The sequence below is a fragment of the Rossellomorea sp. FM04394 genome (assembly GCF_041889765.1).
Taxonomy (GTDB): Bacteria; Bacillota; Bacilli; order Bacillales; family Bacillaceae_B; genus Rossellomorea; species Rossellomorea aquimaris_B.
Genome location: NZ_CP168654.1, coordinates 2,302,082 through 2,320,023 on the forward strand (window position 1 = coordinate 2,302,082; position 17,942 = coordinate 2,320,023).

Annotated in this window: 21 protein-coding genes; 16 read left to right on the forward strand and 5 right to left on the reverse strand. The window is 41.3% G+C overall.

What is annotated here, in order from left to right:
* Positions 1-99 precede the first annotated feature (99 nt).
* Positions 100-1,503: an L-seryl-tRNA(Sec) selenium transferase gene (selA, locus tag ACCB35_RS11485; RefSeq protein WP_374053849.1), complete on the forward strand. Its 1,404-nt coding sequence runs from the start codon at positions 100-102 to the stop codon at positions 1,501-1,503.
* A 57-nt stretch (positions 1,504-1,560) separates the two neighbouring features.
* On the opposite strand, the gene ACCB35_RS11490 is transcribed toward selA, so the two are convergent.
* Positions 1,561-1,698 carry a small acid-soluble spore protein P gene (locus tag ACCB35_RS11490; protein WP_044337002.1) on the reverse strand — a complete coding sequence of 46 codons (138 nt, stop codon included), beginning with the start codon at positions 1,696-1,698 and terminating at the stop codon, positions 1,561-1,563.
* A 117-nt stretch (positions 1,699-1,815) separates the two neighbouring features.
* Between ACCB35_RS11490 and ACCB35_RS11495 the strand changes: the two genes are divergently transcribed.
* Positions 1,816-2,073: a hypothetical protein gene (locus tag ACCB35_RS11495; protein WP_044337001.1), complete on the forward strand. Its 258-nt coding sequence runs from the start codon at positions 1,816-1,818 to the stop codon at positions 2,071-2,073.
* Between the two features lie 168 nt (positions 2,074-2,241).
* Here ACCB35_RS11495 and sspO read toward each other — a convergent pair whose 3' ends face one another.
* Entirely contained in the window at positions 2,242-2,391 is a 150-nt protein-coding gene (gene sspO / locus ACCB35_RS11500; protein ID WP_044337000.1) for a small acid-soluble spore protein O, read from the reverse strand.
* A gap of 324 nt (positions 2,392-2,715) precedes the next feature.
* Between sspO and acnA the strand changes: the two genes are divergently transcribed.
* The 7 genes from acnA (at position 2,716) to ACCB35_RS11535 (ending at position 7,967) form a co-directional block, all read left to right on the forward strand.
* On the forward strand, positions 2,716-5,427 hold the full coding sequence (gene acnA, locus ACCB35_RS11505) for an aconitate hydratase AcnA (RefSeq protein ID WP_044336999.1): 2,712 nt from the start codon (positions 2,716-2,718) through the stop codon (positions 5,425-5,427).
* A gap of 151 nt (positions 5,428-5,578) precedes the next feature.
* Positions 5,579-6,166 carry a peroxiredoxin gene (locus ACCB35_RS11510; RefSeq protein WP_052504393.1) on the forward strand — a complete coding sequence of 196 codons (588 nt, stop codon included), beginning with the start codon at positions 5,579-5,581 and terminating at the stop codon, positions 6,164-6,166.
* A gap of 115 nt (positions 6,167-6,281) precedes the next feature.
* A complete protein-coding gene (locus tag ACCB35_RS11515; protein WP_374053850.1) occupies positions 6,282-6,449 on the forward strand; it encodes an FbpB family small basic protein in 168 nt (55 codons plus the stop codon).
* A 105-nt stretch (positions 6,450-6,554) separates the two neighbouring features.
* On the forward strand, positions 6,555-6,698 hold the full coding sequence (locus tag ACCB35_RS11520; RefSeq protein ID WP_044336998.1) for an acid-soluble spore protein N: 144 nt from the start codon (positions 6,555-6,557) through the stop codon (positions 6,696-6,698).
* Positions 6,699-6,778: 80 nt separating this feature from the next.
* Entirely contained in the window at positions 6,779-7,006 is a 228-nt protein-coding gene (gene tlp / locus ACCB35_RS11525; RefSeq protein ID WP_044336997.1) for a small acid-soluble spore protein Tlp, read from the forward strand.
* Between the two features lie 168 nt (positions 7,007-7,174).
* Entirely contained in the window at positions 7,175-7,591 is a 417-nt protein-coding gene (locus ACCB35_RS11530; RefSeq protein WP_299737121.1) for a thioesterase family protein, read from the forward strand.
* A 67-nt stretch (positions 7,592-7,658) separates the two neighbouring features.
* On the forward strand, positions 7,659-7,967 hold the full coding sequence (locus ACCB35_RS11535) for a hypothetical protein (protein WP_374053851.1): 309 nt from the start codon (positions 7,659-7,661) through the stop codon (positions 7,965-7,967).
* A 33-nt stretch (positions 7,968-8,000) separates the two neighbouring features.
* Here the strand turns inward: ACCB35_RS11535 and ACCB35_RS11540 are convergent, their stop codons facing one another.
* Positions 8,001-8,291, reverse strand: a complete 291-nt coding sequence (locus ACCB35_RS11540; protein ID WP_044336994.1) for a HesB/YadR/YfhF family protein — start codon at positions 8,289-8,291, stop codon at positions 8,001-8,003.
* 130 nt (positions 8,292-8,421) lie between these two features.
* Here ACCB35_RS11540 and ACCB35_RS11545 point away from each other — a divergent pair, with 130 nt between their 5' ends.
* Positions 8,422-8,682 carry a hypothetical protein gene (locus tag ACCB35_RS11545; protein ID WP_374053852.1) on the forward strand — a complete coding sequence of 87 codons (261 nt, stop codon included), beginning with the start codon at positions 8,422-8,424 and terminating at the stop codon, positions 8,680-8,682.
* Positions 8,683-8,801: 119 nt separating this feature from the next.
* Here the strand turns inward: ACCB35_RS11545 and ACCB35_RS11550 are convergent, their stop codons facing one another.
* Positions 8,802-9,968, reverse strand: coding sequence for a CapA family protein (locus tag ACCB35_RS11550; RefSeq protein WP_374053853.1), 1,167 nt, complete (start codon positions 9,966-9,968; stop codon positions 8,802-8,804).
* A gap of 275 nt (positions 9,969-10,243) precedes the next feature.
* Positions 10,244-10,825 carry a glycerol-3-phosphate 1-O-acyltransferase PlsY gene (gene plsY / locus ACCB35_RS11555; RefSeq protein WP_374057001.1) on the reverse strand — a complete coding sequence of 194 codons (582 nt, stop codon included), beginning with the start codon at positions 10,823-10,825 and terminating at the stop codon, positions 10,244-10,246.
* A gap of 200 nt (positions 10,826-11,025) precedes the next feature.
* Between plsY and ACCB35_RS11560 the strand changes: the two genes are divergently transcribed.
* From ACCB35_RS11560 to parE, 6 genes are all read left to right on the forward strand, one after another.
* Positions 11,026-12,324 (forward strand): purine/pyrimidine permease, encoded by a 1,299-nt coding sequence (locus ACCB35_RS11560; protein WP_374053854.1) that lies wholly within the window; start codon positions 11,026-11,028, stop codon positions 12,322-12,324.
* A gap of 190 nt (positions 12,325-12,514) precedes the next feature.
* Positions 12,515-13,492: an ABC transporter ATP-binding protein gene (locus ACCB35_RS11565; protein ID WP_374053855.1), complete on the forward strand. Its 978-nt coding sequence runs from the start codon at positions 12,515-12,517 to the stop codon at positions 13,490-13,492.
* Positions 13,489-14,145, forward strand: coding sequence for an ABC transporter permease (locus ACCB35_RS11570; protein ID WP_044336988.1), 657 nt, complete (start codon positions 13,489-13,491; stop codon positions 14,143-14,145). The genes ACCB35_RS11565 and ACCB35_RS11570 overlap by 4 nt, the downstream gene beginning before the upstream one ends.
* A gap of 24 nt (positions 14,146-14,169) precedes the next feature.
* Entirely contained in the window at positions 14,170-15,069 is a 900-nt protein-coding gene (locus ACCB35_RS11575; protein WP_374053856.1) for a glycine betaine ABC transporter substrate-binding protein, read from the forward strand.
* 194 nt (positions 15,070-15,263) lie between these two features.
* Positions 15,264-15,671, forward strand: coding sequence for a CoA-binding protein (locus tag ACCB35_RS11580; protein WP_044336986.1), 408 nt, complete (start codon positions 15,264-15,266; stop codon positions 15,669-15,671).
* A gap of 297 nt (positions 15,672-15,968) precedes the next feature.
* Positions 15,969-17,939, forward strand: coding sequence for a DNA topoisomerase IV subunit B (gene parE, locus ACCB35_RS11585; RefSeq protein WP_301280407.1), 1,971 nt, complete (start codon positions 15,969-15,971; stop codon positions 17,937-17,939).
* Positions 17,940-17,942: the final 3 nt, after the last annotated feature.

The following is a 17,942-nucleotide window of genomic DNA, read 5'->3' on the forward strand; positions in this document are numbered from 1 at the left end:
TACACCTGACCCCCAACTTCTTCTTTTACACATTGTATTCGTTCTAATTTAATTGGTGAGGGTGTTATAATCAGTATAAAGAATGAAGGAGGGTTAATAATGAAACAACTTGTCAGACACATCCCACCCATCCACGAACTCCAACAAGCCAATCAATTCCATACTCTCCTCAACAAGCATCAACTCACCAAGGAAAGAGGGACGGACCTATTAAAAAGAGTGGTAACAAGCTGCCGCAGGGCCCTGTTGAATGAACAATGGCAAGGACCACATCCATTGACAAACGATTTTATCGAAGAGATTTTTACACAGGCAGATGCCTTGATGCGGAAAACCTTTTCCCTTTCTCTTCTCAAGGTCATCAATGCAACAGGAACAATCCTACATACAAATTTAGGTCGGGCCCGATTGGGAAAGCTCGCCATCGAACATGTTAAAGAGACTGCGGGCCACTACAGTAACTTGGAATATGACATTGAAGGGGCAAAAAGGGGGTCAAGGCACACACATGCTGAGAAATTCATATGTGAACTGACCGGTGCGGAAGCAGCCATGGTTGTGAATAACAATGCAGCGGCTGTATACCTGATTCTTTCTGCGCTCGCCAAACGTAAAGAAGTGATTGTTTCCAGAGGGGAGCTCGTGGAAATTGGCGGATCATTTCGAATTTCTTCCATCATGGAAGAAAGCGGGGCCCTGCTCTCTGAAGTGGGAACGACGAACAAAACGCACTTAAGGGATTATGAAGAGGCATTGTGTGAAGAGACTGCCATGATCATGAAGGTTCATCAAAGTAATTTTGTGATAAAAGGATTTACACAATCCGTTTCCACCAATGAACTTGTTCAGTTATCCCAACGACTTCCACACATTCTTTATTATGAAGATTTAGGGAGTGGAGCTCTTTATGACTTCAGACAATTGGGGATCGGGAATGAACCTGTAGTAAAGACTATCATTGAAATGGGGGCGGACCTCGTATCCTTTAGTGGAGATAAATTGTTGGGCGGACCCCAGGCAGGTATCATTGCGGGGAAAAAACAATGGATCGATCAGCTTAAAAAGCATCAGCTCGCTCGTGTACTGCGCATAGATAAAATGACATTGGCAGCTTTAGAAATGACTCTCTTGCATTATATAAAAGGGGAAGCCCAGGATAAAAATCCGACCATTGAAGCCATCACCAGGAAAAAGGAAGTTATCCTCAAGCAATCCCACCATTTAATAGAAACTGTAAATTCGATGAATACAGATTTCACTTTCGACATAATCGCAGGGAAAAGCCAAATAGGTGGAGGTACGATGCCTGACGTTGAATTAGATACTTATTTAGTTTCCGTAACTCATAACAATCTGTCTGCTCAAGATCTTCATGATAAACTCAGAAAAGGGAACCCTTCCATCTTAACAAGAATTCAAGAAGGGACCGTTCTCTTTGATCTGCGGACTGTCTCTTCCATTGAACAAAACGATATTATCAGTGCATTAAAGAAACTGCATTAGACGATTAAAGGGAGTGTGGATTGTGTTATCACAGTTCCGCACTCCCTTATTTATTGCTTACATATCGTGATGGCTATGTTGTTTTTGTCGAGTGTGATTACGATTCTTCACTTTATGTGATCCACTTAAAGGCTCCGGCTGTCCTGACTGCTTCGGAGCGTTCTTACGCATGTCTTTACCATCATTTTTATTCATAAAGCATCCCTCCTGTTCTTAGAATGCTATGTTGGAAAACAGTTTATTCATGGGTATAAATTCAAACTGTTTTGACCATACTAAAAAAGCTAATTTCAGAATAAGGAGAGATTATCCATGCCTTACCATAAAAACAAGCAACAGGCCTTTCAGGCTGCTGAACAAAGTGTTACTGAAATTCAGAATACAATCAATGAACTAGTATTGGATGGAGCCAGTTATGGTTCACAACTGGCTCACTTGAAGAATGAAGTAAACGAAGCATACCAACAAATCGAGAATGCACTTGAAGTGGCATCAGAGACACAAAGAGCACAGCTTCAACAATTCAAATCAGACTTGTCTTCGATCGTCGATGAAGTAAATGGGCAATAGAGAAATAATATAGAATAAACCCGCTCTGCCAAATAATTGCAGGGCGGGTTTTATTTAGTCATAAACAGGGTAGGGGAGAAGAGAGGAAGGCATGTACATATAAGCAGGTGATGAAACTGATTGGTTCACGCTTTTTAGCCCAGGTCGTTTCATCACCTTACAAATGAATCACTGATTCGTTTTGCGTTTTTTATTAAACTGACGCTGAGCTTCAGTCAATGGTTCATTTGAATACTCTTCATTGTAACCGGCACCATTTCCTTGTGCTTTTGCCGCATTCATGCCGTTAATTACATGGTTAGCTTTACGTTTGGCCATTGCAGAACACCTCCATAAGGATAGAATGCCACCATCATCTACCCATTATTAGAGGGAAAGGCTAACAGATTTGTTTTTTCAAAATAATATTTTCTGGCAGCTGACACGTTTTGACATGGGGAAAAATGTTGTTATACCAATATTTTTCTAGAAACCCAAAGGAGTTTATTATTTTAGATAAGAAAAACTTATCAAAAACAATAACTTTATTGTTATTTACTTATGTAATCGCTTGTATTAAGATGTAAATGTGAGAAAAGTTCGTTAGTTTAGAACGAAAACTTTTCGACTTATTGTGTGATGTAGTTTAGAGGGGGAATCGAAATGGCAAAGAACGATGTATTTAATGCACGATCTTCTTTCGAACTAGAAGGAAAACGTTATCATTATTATCGTTTAAAAGCGCTTGAAGAAGCAGGAGTAACAAAAATTAATCGCTTACCTTACAGTGTAAAGGTATTGCTCGAGTCTGTACTTCGTCAATTTGACGGACGCGTGATTAACAAAGACCACGTTGAAAATTTAGCAAACTGGGGCTCAACTGAAGTGAAAGATGCGGAAGTTCCATTCAAGCCTTCCCGTGTCATCCTTCAAGATTTCACTGGTGTACCAGCAGTAGTTGACTTAGCGTCTTTACGTAAAGCAATGGCTGATATTGGTGGAGATCCACAAAAGATCAATCCTGAAATACCAGTTGATCTTGTAATTGATCACTCCGTTCAAGTAGATAAATATGGTACAGCTGATTCATTAAAAACAAATATGGACCTTGAATTTGAACGTAATGCTGAGCGCTACCAATTCTTAAGCTGGGCTCAAAAAGCATTTGAAAACTATCGTGCCGTGCCACCAGCAACGGGAATCGTTCACCAGGTTAACTTAGAATACCTGGCGAATGTTGTCCACGCTGTTGAAACAACAGAAGGTGACTTCGAAACATATCCAGATACATTGGTTGGTACTGATTCACATACCACCATGATCAACGGTATCGGTGTACTTGGCTGGGGTGTTGGTGGAATTGAAGCGGAAGCAGGTATGCTTGGTCAGCCGTCCTATTTCCCAATCCCTGAAGTAATCGGTGTGAAATTCACTGGCGAACTTCCAAATGGTGCAACAGCTACTGACTTAGCTCTTAAAGTAACTCAAGTTCTACGTCAAAAGGGTGTTGTAGGGAAATTCGTTGAGTACTTCGGACCAGGAGTAGCCACGCTTCCACTTGCAGACCGTGCAACGATTGCCAACATGGCACCTGAATACGGCGCAACATGTGGTTTCTTCCCAGTTGACTCTGAATCATTGGATTACCTTCGTTTAACTGGTCGCGACGAAACTCATATCAAGATGGTTGAAGAATACTTAAAGAAAAATGAAATGTTCTTCACTCCTGAAAAAGAAGAGCCTACTTACACAGATGTAGTGGAAATCGATCTTTCAGTGGTAGAAGCAAATCTTTCGGGACCAAAACGTCCACAGGATTTAATTCCACTTTCTGACATGAAAGAAATGTTCCACAAATCCATTACAGCTAAAGAAGGCGTACAAGGATTTGGACTTGATAAGTCTGAAATCAATAAAACAGCAAAGTATACAACGGCAGATGGTCAAGATGTTTCCATGCCTACTGGTGCAATCGGGATCGCAGCCATTACATCTTGTACAAATACATCTAACCCATACGTAATGCTGGGAGCAGGTCTAGTGGCGAAGAAAGCAGTAGAGCTTGGAATGAATGTTCCAGACTACGTGAAAACATCACTTGCACCTGGTTCAAAAGTTGTTACAGGATACCTTAGAGACTCAGGATTACTTTCATACCTTGAAGATATCGGTTTCAACCTTGTAGGTTACGGTTGTACAACATGTATCGGTAACTCTGGTCCGTTACGTCCTGAAATTGAAAAAGCAGTATCAGATGCTGATCTATTGTTAACTTCAGTACTATCAGGAAACCGTAACTTTGAAGGACGAATCCATCCATTAGTAAAAGCAAACTATCTGGCTTCACCACCATTGGTTGTGGCATACGCGTTAGCTGGTACAGTGGACATCGATCTTCAAAAGGATTCACTTGGTAAAGACAAAGATGGTAATGATGTGTTCTTCAGAGACATCTGGCCTTCTCAAGATGAAGTGAAAGACGTAGTGAAGCAAACCGTTACACCTGAATTATTCCGTAGAGAATATGAGCATGTATTCTCTGAGAATGAGCGTTGGAACGAAATCCAAACAAGCAATGAACCGCTATACAGCTTTGATGAAACATCGACTTACATTCAAAACCCTTCATTCTTCACTGGTTTAGCTCCAACTCCTGAAGATATCCAAGGTTTGAATGGACTTCGTGTTGTAGGGAAATTCGGTGACTCTGTAACGACAGACCACATCTCTCCTGCAGGTGCTATCGGCAAAGACACTCCAGCAGGGAAATACCTGCGGGCGAACAATGTTGAGCCTCGTGATTTTAACTCTTACGGTTCTCGTCGTGGAAACCATGAAGTAATGATGCGCGGTACGTTTGCAAATATTCGTATCCGTAACCAAATTGCTCCTGGTACAGAAGGTGGATTCACAACATACTGGCCTGAAGATGAAGTGATGCCTATGTATGATGCATGCATGAAGTATCAACAAGACGGTACTGGATTGGTTGTTCTGGCAGGAAAAGATTATGGAATGGGATCTTCTCGTGACTGGGCAGCGAAAGGTACAAATCTTCTTGGGATTAAAACGGTTATCGCAGAAAGCTATGAGCGTATTCACCGTTCAAACCTTGTGATGATGGGTGTGCTTCCACTTCAATTCAAGAAGGGCGACAGCGCTGAATCTCTAGGATTAACGGGCAGAGAAACGATTTCTGTCAATGTTACAAACGATGTTAAACCTCGTGATATCTTAACAGTTACAGCTGTAGCTGAAGATGGTACTAAAACAGAGTTCGAAGTATTAGCCCGTTTTGATTCCGATGTAGAAGTTGACTACTACCGCCATGGTGGAATTCTACAAATGGTTCTACGTAATAAATTACAGTCATAATGTAACCTTTAAGCCCCGGGTCTTCCCGGGGCTTTTTTATTTTCCCAATGCAACTGACTAGCTTAAAGCTCATACTAAATTCGATGACTAATTAGAGACAAGCCAACATAAGATGATAGTAATATCATTTCTATGAGAGGAGCACACTCCTTTGAAATCCATTTTCGGCATTTTGCTAGTAGCATTATTAGTCTTCACGTTTTATATTGAGAATAAGTCAGAGCCTACTTACTTTTCAGAAAACACGTTCCCGCAAGCTGAGGCATATGATCAGTTAATTGACATAGAAGAAGGGGAAGTGTCAGAAACTACTCCAGTAGAGAACTATCCTGGACCAAATGTGGGGGATAAAGCCATCGACTTTAAATTGGATAGCTTATCCGGGGAATCAATCACATTATCTGAATTAAAGGGTAAGAAAGTAATCCTTAACTTCTGGGCTACATGGTGTCCACCATGTAAAGAAGAAATGCCGGTCATGCAGGAGTTCTATACGAAATACGGAAAGAACGTTGAAGTACTGGCAATCAATATCGATCCCCAATACAACGTAAAAGAATACCAAAAAGCAATGGGTCTCACTTTCCCGATCCTATTAGACAAAGACGACAAAATCAACAACGCCTACGACATCCTGACCGTCCCAACCACATTCGTTATCAACGAACAAGGGACCATCACCCACAAACAAATCGGCGCCATCACCACCCTTGAAGACTTCTCTGCGCTAATCAAGTGAAGGACGGACCTCTGTAAGACTTTAAAAAGGCAATTCTTGAACCAAACTCAATTATCTATTGTGACCTTTGTTTAAAATATCTGACATTTGGATATACTACTTATAACAAATCACAATGGAGAGTGAGGCGATTGGATTGCGCAGACCAAGGAAGAAATCATTTGCAGATCTTGTAAAAGAAAATAAAAAGCAGCTCCTTCTAGATCAAGATGCCATGGATGCCATTGAAGAACGAATCGATGCCAGACTGGAAATAAAGCGCCCTATAGGCAAAGCCGAGTAAGGAATTACGAGGCTTATTTTTTTTGCCCTAGAAAATAATACTGCCAATTATTACGTCTTTTCTTCCTTCCCATTTTGGTAATCATACTAGTAAGGAGGGGAAGTTATGAGTAATTCAAAGGGAAGTCCGAATCATTTTGCACCAAACCATATAGGAACTCAATCAAGAGCTGCAGGCGGCAACAAAGGGAAACAAATGCAAGATAAATCGGGTAAGCATGCACAAGTCATCCAGACAAAGGGTGAATAAGCACTTACCTTCAGACCCAAAATGAAAAGGGATTGGGCGTAAGGTCCGTCCCTCAATACGAACAGCAGGAGGAATGCAGGATGGCATGGGATAAACCGAATCCGGATGATCGCAGTGATAATGTAGAAAAGCTTCAAGGCATGGTTCAGCATACGATTGAAAATATGGAGAAGGCTGAGGAGTCGATGGCTTTCACCGATAGTGAAGAGCAGCTTCAGTCTATTAAAGATAAGAATGAACGTCGCCGGGAAAGCCTGCAAGCTTTCCGAAACGAAATTAAAGACGAAGCTCATCAAACTGAGCAATAGTACCTGCAACCCGAACGGAAAAGGCTCAAATGAGACCTGTCTGTTCGGGTTCTTTCATTCATAAGAAAGACACCAGGCGCCATTCACTCCCGAACCAATCTGTTCAATGCTGTCTCCATCTATGTTAAAATGAGGTAGGATACTGATTAGATGAAGAGGGTGTAAAGGATGCAAATTGCTGAAAAAACCATCGAGGTAAGATACGCAGAAACAGATCAAATGGGAGTTGTGTATCACGCCAATTATCTTGTATGGATGGAATTAGGAAGAACGCAACTTATCGAAGATCTGGGCTTTAAGTATGCTGATATCGAAAAAGAAGGGATTCTTTCACCTGTTATCGACCTGAATGTCAGCTATAAATCACCGGTTCGTTACGGGGAAAAAGCGTTTATCAAAACGTGGGTTGAGGAATATGATGGGCTTCGCATTACATATGCTTACGAAATTTATAACGGTCAAAACCAGCTGGCCATCACGGGACAATCGAAACATGTTTGCGTCAAGCAGGAAAACTTCCGTCCAATATCGATTCGAAAGATGTTCCCTCATTGGCACGAAGCATACGAAAAGGCTAAGAAGTGATTTCTACATAGAGGAGTTGATCCTTTTAAAATCCCATACTGAAGCATGATAGAAAGGAAGATCTTCCATGGCATTCGGGTTAACAAAACATGAATTACATGCATGGAAGCAGCGTGTAAAGCGTGGAGAGATTGCATTTCTCACTCATTACTGGCTTGATGACCGGTTTCCCCATGCACGCTCTGTAACGAAAGTCGGCTGTTGTGACATCGATACATTAATTGGGTGGGGTAAGAAATATGGTTTAAAAAAAGAATGGATCCACCAGAGGGAAGACGGTTTTCCTCATTACGATCTTTTAGGAGATATTCAATATGACATTCTCCTTACAGAGGGACTGCACGACCATATTGCACGTTTTCTGAACCGGACATAAAAAGGCTGGCATATGCCAGCCTTCCATACTTCCTTATTTTTTGTACTCATATGAAGGTTCTTCTAGCTTATCGTCGTACTCAACGTACAAATCATGACCATCAAAAAACCATAAATCTCTTTCTTCAATAAAAAATTCCCGATTCTCGACTTCGACCCGTTCGCCGATATCCACCGGTTCTTCTTTATTCACTCCTAATGAAAAACTATCATGCAGAGGACTGGAACCTCCATAGCGCACATAAAAACGGACTTGATCGCCTACCTCTACAAGCATTTCGTCTTTAAACCATGTAAGAGCTTCTTTTGAAATATGTATCTTCATCGATGAGACTCCTTTCTCTACAGGTATTCTCCCAGAGGGTTCATGTAACTTTACAAAAAAGGGTTCATTTCATATTATATACATATAGAAGACGGAACTTCTACTATTACGATCATAAAGGATGAGACAAATGAATACACAAACATTATTATATTACATAGGTGCATTTATATTTGCCGGATTAAGTGTATTAACATTCCTGCAATTGCATGAAGCCAAATATCAAATTGAAGCCGGAACTTTCATAATCATTGCTGCACTCATTTACTATGGTATGGTCACCCTATTCTTTAAGGCGAACCGCAAAATTTTTTTCATGGCCAATGCTTTATTGGCTGTTTTAGCCCTTGGAGGCATATTCTTTAATTCATTGCTATTTGGTGGACATTAAAAAACGAGCTTTCCATTGTGGAAGCTCGTTTTTTTGTATTTGAGAAAATCCTGGTCAATACATTGGGACTTTTCTTCAAAACAGCATAGATTGAAGGCACGGGGTCACTTTGCTTTTTATTATTCAGGTAAGCCATTCACCATATGTGAAACCATTTCTTCTTCTGAATATCTGATCATACCGTTGTTATTAGCAAATTCAAGAGGGTATATCCTGTAATTATTGTAATGATTCTCTGACACAAAGGTTGGCTGAAATTCAATGGAAGGGTACGTGATCTTAGAACCGCCAGGGTTCATCGTTTTTTCTACTTGGACCGTAACCATTCCTCCAATGTCTTTGAAATCATCTTTCTGTCCTGAAAGAAAATTCCCTAATGAGTAAATGACAACGGCATCACGACCATCACTCGTTTTATACGTTTGGATCGGCTGCAGGACGTGTGGATGATGACCAAAAATGATATCAACCCCATTTTCGGTTAAGACATTTGCCAGTCTTTCCTGTTCCTCGGTAGGGAAGCGCTGATATTCATTCCCCCAATGCAAACTCAATACGACTAAATCAATGTTCATACCTTTTGCTTTCTTAATTTCTTGTATCATGTTTTGTTCGTCGATCAGGTTGACTAAATAATCTTTCCCCTTTGGAACCGGTATTCCATTTGTTCCATATGTATAGGAAAGCAGGGCAAACTTGATTCCATTCACCTTGAAGGTACGAATCCGTTCCTTATCTTCCTGACTTTTGAACGCACCCACATACGGCATGGATATCTTCTCATAATAGTCGATTGCACTTAGAAGCCCTTTTTCACCTTGATCCAATGAATGGTTATTGGCAGTCGTGACCGCATCAACCCCCACGTCCTGTAAAGATTTCACAATCTCTTTAGGACTGTTAAAAAGGGGATAACTGGAGACTCCAAGCTCCACACCGGCCGGAGTTGATTCCTGATTGGCAATCAGGAAATCAGGGGCTGCCAGCATGTCCTTAATCGGAGAGAACATAGGGGTAAAATTATATCCGTTTTCATCTTTCGCATCATTATACACTGTGTCATGGAGAAGGATATCACCAATGGCGGCAATTGAAGCACTGGACTTCATCGATTTCCCTGAGGCTTGAACTTCTCTCGTCGTATGCAGCAAAGAGTAAAGGTTCTCCTCCTGCAATCCTTCTGCAGAGGTTCTCCAGTCTGAGTATTGCTTATCTACAAGATACCCAATCACTAAGAGTAAAGGTATACAAAGGAATAACCCTGCCATTAATCGCTTTTTATTCATAATCATCATCCTTTATTTAAATCTACCTCTATTTTACAAAATAATAGAGGAAAGCGGGGCATATTTAAGAAAATATTGAAGAATATTATCATATTTTGTGAATTTTTTACTATTCCGTCAATCCTTGTCATTACTTGCTTTTTATATCCATCATCTTTCTCAAACGAATCAAAGGGTATACCTATTCCATTTAACAAGCCATAAAAAAAGCCACCTATACAGCCAGGAACTCCCACATAGGATAAAGAGAGCCTGGTGCTTTGGTCGCTTTTTTTCTACAGCCATTTAATTTTTGGTTCGGTTTTATTTCTTATCCTTACTATATTCGCCCGATGTCTGTAAACAACGAAAATGGTCAGAATCCCTACGACGATAATAAGTGGAATATCTCCGGTGAAGATCGAGTACGTAAAGGCAAGTACCGCTGCCAGCATAGAAGAGAGTGACACATACTTGGTTGCATACAAGCAAATAAAAAATACGGCCAGTAGGATTAAAAATAAGATGTAATTATAGCCTAGAAGAACACCAGCAGAGGTTGCTACTGCTTTTCCTCCTCTGAAGTTTGCAAAAACAGGGTACATATGGCCGATAACAGCAAATACCCCTGCTAATAACATGTGTACATCACTTTCAAATAGCAATGGCAGGAGAGTCGCTACCGTTCCTTTTAAAATGTCCATGATTGTAACAATCATACCGGCTTTTACACCCAGGGTTCTGAATGTGTTGGTTCCGCCCAGGTTTCCGCTTCCGTGCTCACGAATGTCTTTTCCATAGAACGTCTTCCCGATCAGTAATCCTGAGGGGATGGAGCCTAATAAATATGCTAATACGAGTATAAGGGCAAAAATCATCATCACTGCTCCTTTTAAATGAACTAATCCGTTCTTATTTTAACATGTTTTCCAAAGGTTGGGGAGAAAATAAGCAAAAAAATTAGTACCTGTTCATAAAAGTAGATAATATATTTAATTCCTCATAAACCTGATTCAGAAAGGAGTGATGTATGTTAAAATAGACACACTTTACATAGTTGAAATGAAGGTGTACACGTATGCAATTACTTTTATCGGCGTTCCAATGGGTTGCCTTTATGGTCGCAGGCTCAATTGCCGCTCCTATTGCCATAGCTGACCTGTTTCAATTGTCTCCCGCAGACACGGCAGGATTTATTCAGCGGACCATCTTTGTTTTAGGTGCCGCCAGTCTTATTCAAGCATTAGTTGGTCATAAACTACCCATCAATGAAGGACCCGCTGGACTATGGTGGGGGGTATTCGCCATCTATGCAGGGTTTTCAGGAACTCTTTACAGCAGTCATGAAGAAGTGCTGACCGTTTTACAGGGCGGTATGATTGTAAGTGGTGTGATTTTCTTTATTCTTTCTGCAACAGGACTATTAAAGAAGTTGTCATCTTTATTTACACCAACAATCACATTTATTTACTTAATGCTATTGATTCTCCAATTAAGCGGATCTTTTATCAAGGGAATGTTCGGCATACAGCATGAAGGACATTCTCTTCAGCCGCTGGTCTTACTCGGAAGTGTGCTGACAATACTTGTGGCATTATACTTCTCAGGCCATAAACGAAAGTGGGTTCAACAATACTCCATTATTCTTGCCCTGTTCTCGGGCTGGTTAATCTTTATCCTTATGGGATTAGGTGAAAGCACGACTGTATCTGACAGCTGGTTTTCGTTACCTGATGTGTTCGTCTTTGGACCTCCGGTGTTCGATACGGGTGTCATTGTGACATCGATCTTTATCACATTCCTGTTAACCACCAATATGATTGCTTCCATTCGAGTGATGGAAGAGGTTATGAAGGGAAAGGGGCAGCCAACGTATGAAAGATATACAAAGAGCGGCTTTGCTTCAGGATTGAATCAATTGTTCGGTGGAGTATTCTCAGCAATTGGATCTGTTCCCATTTCCGGTTCTGCCGGGTTTGTTGCCGCTACAGGAATGTACTCCATTATCCCCTTTATTCTTGGAAGTGTGATGATCATTATCATCAGTCTGATCCCAAAAGTAATGAATCTTTTCGCAAGCCTGCCAGCTCCTGTCGGCTATGCTGTGACCACGGTCATTTTCATCAAAATGGTCGGTCTTGCTCTAGGAGAATATCGAAAAGAAAAGGACCTCGATAAAATCCATTTTGTCGCAGGTATCTCTCTCATTGTGGGTGTAGGGGCCATGTTTGTTCCCCCATCCGCTTTTAGAGACATGCCTGTAGTTGTGGCGTCCATATTAAACAATGGATTGATACTCGGAACCATCACAGGAATCATCGTAGAACAATATATCCTGTTAAATCACAAACAACATCCTGAAACCAGTAAACATTAGTTTGCTGGTTTTTATTATCTGCTGCAGACTCTACACGATTCTTAAAAATAATATCTTGTATGCAGATTCCACATTATTCATAAACTAAAAGACAAACGCAATTTCTTGGACAACATGTTTACCTCTTGTATAATGAGGGTATCCCTTCTATGTTTAGAAAAATTTCTCAGTTCATAAAGCAGGTGGAAAAATGATTGAATTTAAGGACGTCACGAAAGTCTATGAAGATGGTACAGAAGCAATAAAGGGGATCAACCTGACGATACCAAAAGGAAAACTTGTCGCCTTGATTGGTCCAAGCGGATGCGGGAAAACGACCACGATGAAAATGATCAATAAGCTTATTTCACCTAGCAGTGGAACAATCCTGATTAATGGAAAGGATACTTCTGACACCGATGAAGTTGAGCTCAGGCGTAATATTGGCTATGTGATTCAGCGTATTGGGTTGCTTCCCCATATGACTATAGAAGAAAACATCAGCCTGATTCCACGATTAAAGGGATGGAAAAAGGAACAATACGAAGGTCGAGTGGACGAGCTCCTAAATCTTGTTGGACTGGATCCTAAAGTATACCGTAAGCGATATCCACTTGAATTAAGCGGAGGACAGCAGCAACGGGTGGGCGTTATTCGTGCCCTGGCAGCGGAACCGCCGATCATTCTCATGGATGAACCATTCAGTGCCCTGGATCCGATCAGCCGGGAGCAGCTTCAGGATGAATTGAAGAGCATTCAAAATACGATACATAAAACGATTGTGTTTGTCACACATGATATTGACGAAGCGTTGAAGATCGCTGATGAAATTGCCGTCATGCGTGACGGGAAAATTGAACAGATCGCTACCCCAGCAGAGCTCATTAAAGATCCTGCGAACGAATTCGTACGTGCATTTATCGGAGAGGACAGACTAAATGTTCAACAGCACCAAAAGTGCGTTTTTGACATCATGGATGAAAACACAACCTATTTGCTTTTGGAAGAATCAGAATACTCATCGATTCCATATGACGCGTCCATCCAGGAAGCTGCAAGAATACTTCTGAAGTCAGAAAAACATTATCTTATGGTTACAAAAGACGGCAGGAATGTCGGCAGCGTAACGGCCAACGGGATTCTTCGTGCAGTAGCCTCAGAAGGGAAAAAGGAGGAGCGTTCTGTATGAATTCATTCTCGTTTTTGTTCATAAACACGATATCAAACCGTTCTGATGCAATCTTAAATGGATTATTTGAGCATCTATATTTATCATTCGTATCCATTTTCATTGCGATTGCCATTTCTTTGCCACTGGGTATATACATATCACGGAAAAAACAAACGGCTGAATTTTTCATCGGAATAACTGCCATTTTCCAAACGATCCCTAGTCTGGCACTATTTGGATTTCTCATTCCCCTATTAGGTACAGGTAGTATTACAGCGATCATTGCCCTGACTGTGTATGCACTCTTACCGATACTCAGGAACACATACACAGGGATCATCGGGGTCGATGAGGGAGTCATAGAAGCAGGCAGAGGGATGGGGATGACAAGCTCACAGCTTCTGTTTAAAGTGGAGCTACCACTCGCCCTGCCTTTCATAATGGCCGGTATCCGTACTGCTACTGTCTTGACGGTTGGAGTCGCGACACTTGCAACCTTTGTTGGAGCAGGTGGACTTGGCGACCTCATCTATCGGGGACTTTCTACTTGGAATAATTCTTTAGTACTTGCAGGAGCCATTCCAGCTGCATTACTTGCATTATCTTTCGACTTTTTACTAAAGCTTCTCGAAAGGATGACAACACCTAAAGGACTAAAAGCACGGAAATAAACCACATTTCAAAGGAGAGTAAGAATGAAAAAGAAACTAAAACCCTTTATTTTATTTATAGCCCTAACTATTGTGATCGCCGGTTGCGGAAATGGCGGGGGGAAGGACACGATTACGGTTTCAGGTAAGATGTGGACCGAGCAGTTTATATTAACTCAAATGATGGCAGAGCTTCTTAAAGAGAAAACAGATCTCGATGTTAAAGTGGAAGAAGGATTGGGAGAAGTATCGATTCTGACACCCGCTCTTGAAAAAGGCGATATAGATGTATATATCGAGTACACAGGAACTGGACTGGAAGCGGTTCTAAAAGAGCAAGCGGCAGAAGGAGCTTCAGCTGATGAAATTCTGTCACAAGTCCGTAAAGGATACGAGGAAAAGTTTAATGTGACATGGTTGAAACCACTTGGATTCGAAAACACGTATACCCTTGCTTATACTCAAGATCAGGAATTCGATGCCAAAACCTTCTCTGACCTTGTACCCCTATCGAAAGATCTAAGTTTTGGTGCGCCACATCAATTTTATGAACGTGAAGGCGATGGGTACGATGCATTTGCTGAAGCTTACGGATACGAATTCAAAGCAAAAGAAAGCTTCGATCCTAACATTATGTATGAAGCGGTGAAGAACGGGGACGTCGATATTATTCCGGCCTTTACCACCGATGGAAGAATACAACGTTACAACCTGAAAACGACTACTGATGACAAAGGGTTCTTCCCACCATATGATGCCGCTCCAATCATCCGTCAGGAAGTCCTGGAAGAGCACCCTGAAGTAGAGGAAGTCCTGAATGAATTAGCAGGACAAATCTCTGAAGAAGAGATGAGTGAGATGAATGCCAAAGTGGATATGGATAAAAAAGATCCAAAAGAAGTCGCACGGGAATTTCTTATTTCCAAAGGATTAATTGAAGAGTAAGATGTTAAAAAAGTGTCAGGCAGGATATAGGAGGAGGAACACTTCCTTTTGTCCATCTGACACTTTGTTCTTATTAGAATAAATTTATAAAATTTTGAAAAGTTAGAGGGAAATATGGTATAAAAGAAGAATAGGACTTAAGGAACAGTCAAAGTATGTATGGATAAGGATCGATGAAGGAGTTGTAAGCACCCATGGAAAACCCATCCCGACAAGAAATCGGAAATATTCTTAAACAATCAAAACGAATTGCGGTTATTGGATTAAGCGATAATCCAACACGAACATCTTATATGGTATCAAAAGCCATGCAGGATCAAGGCTATGACATTATTCCTGTGAACCCAACCATTGAATCGGCATTAGGCGTTAAAGCCGTATCCAACCTGAAAGAGATTGAAGGACCGATTGATATTGTCAATGTATTTCGCCGCTCAGAATTTTTGCCTGAGATCGCGAAAGAATTTGATGAAATCGATTCTAACGTGTTTTGGGCACAACTTGGTGTAATGAACGAAGAGGCTTATCGCTTTTTGAAAGAACGTGGGTATACAGTCATTATGGATCGCTGTATAAAGGTTGAACATGCTTTAACCAAATAATCCTCACTCGTAACAAGCGGCTCTTACCGCTTGTTTTTTTTCGGATGGAAGGTTCTCCATTATCACTGAAAATAACATGCTACATAAATGAAATCCAGGCCTCATTTAGGCCAGTCACAGGAATTACATTTGCGAAAATCAAATAAAACGCTACAATAAGCAATAGTGGTTTACCTAAAGAATGATCAAAACAGGTAAACGAACAAACGTTCTTGTGTTATAGTAAACATATACATAACCAATAATACCGTACAAGTACTAGTTTACGGTTAGAGAAGTTTTGAAAGGGGAATGTTCGTGGCCAACCAGAATAAGACCATGGATTACAATGATGATGCCATTCAAGTATTAGAAGGTCTAGAAGCCGTCCGTAAGAGACCTGGAATGTATATAGGCTCTACAGATTCAAGAGGTTTGCATCATTTAGTATACGAAATTGTCGATAACTCGGTGGATGAAGCATTAGCCGGCTTCGGAAATGAGATAATTGTTACGATACATAAGGATAATAGCATCTCTGTGCAAGATAAAGGCCGGGGGATGCCGACTGGTATGCATAAACTAGGAAAGCCGACTCCTGAAGTTATTTTGACTGTGCTTCATGCCGGAGGGAAATTCGGACAAGGCGGGTACAAGACCAGTGGTGGATTGCATGGTGTAGGTGCCTCAGTCGTAAACGCCCTCTCTGAATGGCTTGTTGTGACGATTGAAAGAGATGGAACAAAATATGAGCAGCGTTTTACAAAAGGTGGAAAACCTGAAACCACTCTTGAGAAGATCGGGAAAACGAAAAAATCAGGAACTTGTATCCATTTCAAACCTGATCCGGAGATTTTCAGCAATACTACGTATAATTACGAAACGCTATGTGAGCGTCTAAGGGAATCTGCCTTCCTGCTAAAAGGATTAAAAATCGAAATCATTGATGAGCGTCATGATCAGAAGGAAGTCTTTCACTTTGAAAGCGGCATTCAGGCTTTTGTTCAATACCTTAACGAAGAAAAAGATGTACTTCATAACGTTGCTTTCTTTGAAGGGGAACACCATACGATTGAAGTGGAATTCTCTTTTCAGTTTAACGACGGTTTCTCGGAAAACATTCTGTCTTTCGTAAACAATGTTCGTACAAAAGACGGAGGTACACACGAAGCCGGAGCAAAGACAGCGATGACCCGTGTCTTTAATGAGTACGCCCGTAAAGTCGGGATTTTAAAAGATCGGGACAAAAATCTTGAAGGGACCGACATTCGTGAAGGGCTTGCCAGCATCGTCTCTGTGCGTATACCGGAGCATCTCCTACAGTTTGAGGGGCAGACGAAAGGAAAGCTTGGTACGAGTGAAGCGCGTTCAGCTGTGGATGCGGTTGTTTCTGAGCATCTTCTTTATTTCTTAGAAGAAAATCCAGATACAAGTTCCCTTCTTATCAAGAAATCCATTAAAGCCGCTCAAGCACGTGAAGCAGCACGTAAAGCAAGAGAAGATGCACGTAACGGAAAGAAACGAAAGCGTTCTGAAACCGTTCTATCTGGTAAATTAACACCGGCTCAATCGAGAAACCCTCAGCGTAACGAGCTTTACCTGGTGGAGGGTGATTCAGCAGGAGGTTCGGCTAAGCAAGGTCGTGACCGAAAATTCCAAGCCATTCTTCCACTTCGGGGGAAAGTCATCAATACGGAAAAAGCCAAGCTTCAGGATATTTTCAAAAATGAAGAAATCAATACGATCATCCATGCGATCGGTGGCGGGGTCGGCCCTGAATTCAATGTCGACGATATCAATTATGACAAAATTGTCATCATGACCGATGCCGATACGGATGGAGCCCACATCCAGGTTCTGCTATTAACCTTCTTCTATCGCTACATGAAACCATTATTAGAAGCAGGGAAAGTGTATATTGCCCTTCCTCCTCTCTACAAAGTGAGTAAAGGAGCAGGGAAGAAACAGAAACTTGAGTATGCTTGGACGGATGAAGAGCTTCAAGGAGCCATTTCTAAAGTCGGTAAAGGCTATATGATCCAGCGCTACAAAGGTCTTGGAGAAATGAACGCCGATCAACTGTGGGAAACGACGATGGATCCTGAAACACGTGCACTGATACGTGTCCGCATTGATGATGCGGCCAGAGCCGAGCGTCGCGTCACCACTCTCATGGGTGATAAAGTAGAGCCGCGCCGTAAATGGATAGAAAGCAATGTAGCATTCGGATTGGAAGAAGATGGTAGCATTCTTGAAAATGAAAACATAACGGTCGCAGAGGAGGGGTAATAT